1 protein-coding gene is annotated in these 1198 nt (G+C 53.8%); it reads right to left on the minus strand.

Annotated features, from left to right (window positions below):
• Window positions 1–39: 39 nt before the first annotated feature.
• Window positions 40–1127, minus strand: a protein-coding gene (locus VF673_RS14975) for an IS3 family transposase (RefSeq protein WP_440292520.1) whose coding sequence is annotated in 2 segments (ribosomal slippage) — window positions 40–866 and window positions 866–1127 — 1089 coding nt in all. Because the reading frame shifts where the segments join, the coding sequence is not laid out codon by codon here.
• Window positions 1128–1198 lie beyond the last annotated feature (71 nt).

Raw genomic sequence — 1198 nt, forward strand, 5'->3', positions numbered from 1 at the left:
GGTAATCCCTCCATTTTTAACGGGGTTCAAAAGTAGACCTCAGGCCATCATGGCCAATTTCTGTTGAGGAGTAATTCCTCCGAGTCCCATATTGGGTCGTTCGTGATTGTAGTGCCAGAGCCAGCGGGTGGCATAATCCTGGACTTCTTCGGTGCTGTCGAACAGATACTGTGCCAGCCAATCGTAACGGACCGTTCGGTTGTAGCGTTCGATATAAGCATTCTGCTGGGGTTTACCAGGCTGGATAAACGCCAGCTTGATCTCTCGTTTTTCGGCCCAGGCTGACAGCTTGCCGCTGATGTACTCAGGTCCGTTGTCACAACGGATAGAGCGCGGTTTACCCCGCCATTCAATGATCTGGTCCAGTGATCGAATAACCCGTTCTGCCGGAAGCGAGAAGTCCACTTCGATGCCAAGCCCCTCGCGGTTAAAGTCATCGATCACGTTCAACAGCCGGTAACTGCGTCCGTCGTTGAGCTGGTCGTGCATGAAGTCCATCGACCAACTGTCGTTGATCATTTCCGGCACAGCCAATGGTTCCGGCTTTTCACGAACCAGACGCTTCTTGGGCTTGATGCGCAGATTCAGCTCCAGCTCCCGGTAAATCCGATAGACCCGTTTGTGGTTCCAGGTAAAGCCTTTCACATTGCGCAGATGCAGGAAGCACAGACCAAAGCCCCAGTTCCGCTGATTGTGGGTCAGCCGCACCAGCCAGTCCGCGATCTCGGCATTCTCGCTGCTGAGTTTGGGCTGGTAGCGGTAGCAGGTCTCACTGATGCTGAACATCCAGCAGGCCAGACGAATGCTGACACGCTTTTCATCAACGGCTTTCTGCGCCATCTCACGGCGACGAGACGGCTTCACCACTTTTTTTCGATGGCTTCCTTGAGGATGTCAGCCTTCAGCCGCTCCTCGGCATACATCTTCTTGAGCCGACGGTTTTCATCCTCCAGCTCTTTCAGGCGGGCCATCATCGATGCATCCATGCCGCCAAACTTGGCGCGCCATTTATAAAAGCTGGCACTGCTCATGCCGTGCTCGCGGCAAAGCTCCGGAACCGGTACGCCGTTCTCGGCTTGCTTGAGTATCGACAGGATCTGGCTGTCGGAAAAACGTGACTTCTTCATGCAGAATCTCCCTGCGTGTAGCTTACGGAAAATTCTACTTTTGATCACCGCTGTTTTTCGGGGGGATTACC

Origin of the sequence: Halopseudomonas sp. Lyrl_26, from assembly GCF_051948695.1 — a bacterium.
GTDB classification, from domain to species: domain Bacteria; phylum Pseudomonadota; class Gammaproteobacteria; order Pseudomonadales; family Pseudomonadaceae; genus Halopseudomonas; species Halopseudomonas formosensis.